The organism is Arsenophonus sp. ENCA (assembly GCF_002287155.1).
Taxonomy (GTDB): Bacteria; Pseudomonadota; Gammaproteobacteria; order Enterobacterales; family Enterobacteriaceae; genus Arsenophonus; species Arsenophonus nilaparvatae.
Map to the genome: position 1 here is coordinate 1 of NZ_NHNG01000045.1, position 2,532 is coordinate 2,532.

Here is a 2,532-nt window from a genome sequence, read left to right on the forward strand (position 1 = left end):
AGGTAACCATCTGGGCAGATACCGGTTTTCAAGGTATAGATAAACAGCATCCTAATACACAAATCCCAAAAAAAGGAACTCGAAAAAGACCTTTATCGCCTGAACAAAAACAAGAAAATAAAATAATCTCGGGCATCCGTATTACAGTTGAACACGCCATCGCGGGTATCAAGCGCCTCGGTTGCATGACCCAAATTTTACGGAATCGTAGACCCTTTATTCATGATACCTTCTTACTCCTTAGCGCAGGTCTTTGGAATTTCCATCTCAGAACAGCGTAAAATTTACTTCAATCACCGAAACACCCTTATTTCACTATTAAGCAACACGCTTATGGACGGCTGGGATAACATTTTCAGGCAATCTTTTTCTGATAGTGCTTTGTCGCTAAAGCGATACCAATGCACAGGCTCGCCACCATCCTTAACAATGGTTGCTTCAATTTGGTATTTCATTGAGGGTGTCCTGATTAAATCGTTGCGCCTTGAGCGTAGCGCCTTAAACTTTGTTGATGAGATGATTGTGAGATTGTTCCTGCTTCCTGTTGATTGGTATCGATAAAATGACCGTTTTTAAACTCCTGATAAACCGTACCCGTTTTGCCAAATCGATTTTTGGTTACAATAATTTCAGCATACTTCGCTGAGGGTGAATTTTCGTTATAAACCCCGTCACGATACAGCATGATAATGCTGTCTGCATCTTGCTCAACGCTGCCGGAATCCCGTAAATCAGCGTTAACAGGGCGCTTGTTTGTCCGCTTTTCAACCTCTCTTGATAACTGGCTCAATGAGATTACGGGCGTTTTTAATGTTTTTGCCAGCCGTTTCAAATTCGCGGAAATATGCGCTATCGCAAGGTCATTTCGTTCAGCTCTCGGTTTATCAATTAATCCGAGGTAATCAACCATGATTAACGACAGCTGGGGATATTCTTTTTTCTGTCTGGTGGCAACAGAGGCTATTTGCTCAACGGTAAGTTTACTTGCATCCACTATCCATACATCTAAATCATGCAACAAACCAATCGCACCAGTTATCTTATTCCAGTGTTCCTGCTCTAATCGTGAGGGATTTCTCAACATTGAAACGGGGAGATTTGACGCCTGGGCAATCTGTCTTTCAATGATTTGGCCTGAGTCCATTTCCATTGAAAAAATAAGCACGCCACGCCGCTCATTTATGTCCCTGATTTCCTGACTGGCTACACTTCTGGCAATCTTCAATGCAAATTCGGTTTTCCCCATACCGGGTCTGGCAGCAACAATCACTAAATCCACCGGATTAATACCTCCCGTTATCTCATCCAGCTCACTTATCCCTGTTTTTAAGGTATTTGACTGCTCACCGTTTTGCAGACGATTTTCCAGTAAGTCAGTGTAATCACTAATAAGCTCCCTCATGTTTAGCGGTTTAATTTCCTCATTTGAAGTGCGTAATTTTGTTGCTTTCGACAAAAAATCATCGATGGCCTGAGTTGCTGTCTCGATAGTTCCCTGAGTAATCACATTCCTGACTTTATCCATCATTGTCAAAAATTCACGTCGTTGATAATTTTCAGCAACCATTTTTGCATAACCTTTGAGGTTAGCTGCACTGGGGCAATCTTTGGCTATCGACATAACCTGAGTGAAATTCCCATCTCCCATGTGTTCAGCCACCATCACCATATCAATCATGCTTCTGGTTTTAGCCTGGCACTGAATTACTTTGTAGATTTCACGGTAAAAACAAGATGAAAAAGCGTTTGGCTCTAGCGTGGATAATACATCACTGGCATCAGGTGATAAACCTGAAATCAGCAATCCGCCTATCACGCTTGCTTCAAGTTGGACGTTGACCAATTGCGTATCTCCTTAATCACAGATTTTCCAAAAACATAAAAACTCGCCTTATCGCATTCTGAGCGACGATAAAATTTTAGTGTTACGAATTTACGTTTAAATCGAGAAAACGGCTTATAATGGATTACAGAGCGTTTTAGAGGGTATCTGAATGGCAGATTGAGATTGAATTTTTAAATCTGAGGGGAAAATCTGCAATGCTAGCATCCCCTATCGGCAAATTTACCTTCACGAACACCCGTTACTGTGGTTTCTCTCAGTAAGTAATCAATATCCGCTGTCCAGCCTGTGTTGTTCTCACCAAAGTAAAACGGCTTTGCCATGCCAACAAATGCTCTCACGTAGGCTCGCCAGCCATCCAGGTTTGGATTAGCCAGTAAGCCAACAATTTTCTTCAAGCGGGTTTTACGCTTGGCATTGGCTTCAACAGCATGTGGTAATCTGTCACCCACTTCCTCGTTGTAAGCAACCAGATAATCGTTGTAGTTCAGTGTTTGGGGTTTTCGTTTTTCAGGTTTAGCCAATTCTCCCCCTTTCACCTCGTGAGGGGTAAGGGGTGTATTAAACTAGTTGCTGAATAGAGACTTGCATTTTTTGTCACGCTATTGAGAATAAAAAGAGGTTTAACTTAGAGAATAAAGGTTTGAAATGATCAACAAAGAGCGGCTGTTACGAGATAATCGTTTATG

Annotated in this window: 3 protein-coding genes and 1 pseudogene; 1 reads left to right on the top strand and 3 read right to left on the bottom strand. The window is 41.9% G+C overall.

What is annotated here, in order from left to right; translation table 11 throughout:
• Positions 1–281: transposase family protein (locus tag CBG25_RS01100; RefSeq protein WP_290603908.1), on the top strand; the 281-nt coding region annotated here is incomplete at its 5' end.
• A 12-nt stretch (positions 282–293) separates the two neighbouring features.
• On the opposite strand, the gene CBG25_RS01105 is transcribed toward CBG25_RS01100, so the two are convergent.
• The 3 genes and pseudogenes from CBG25_RS01105 to CBG25_RS01115 all read right to left on the bottom strand — a co-directional run.
• Complete coding sequence (locus CBG25_RS01105; protein ID WP_290603910.1) at positions 294–455, bottom strand: DUF1187 family protein; 162 nt, start codon at positions 453–455, stop codon at positions 294–296.
• Positions 456–469: 14 nt separating this feature from the next.
• A complete protein-coding gene (locus CBG25_RS01110) occupies positions 470–1,843 on the bottom strand; it encodes a DnaB-like helicase C-terminal domain-containing protein (protein ID WP_290603912.1) in 1,374 nt (457 codons plus the stop codon).
• Between the two features lie 200 nt (positions 1,844–2,043).
• A pseudogene (locus tag CBG25_RS01115) lies at positions 2,044–2,430 on the bottom strand (DNA replication protein); the annotation flags it as partial.
• Between the last annotated feature and the right edge of the window lie 102 nt (positions 2,431–2,532).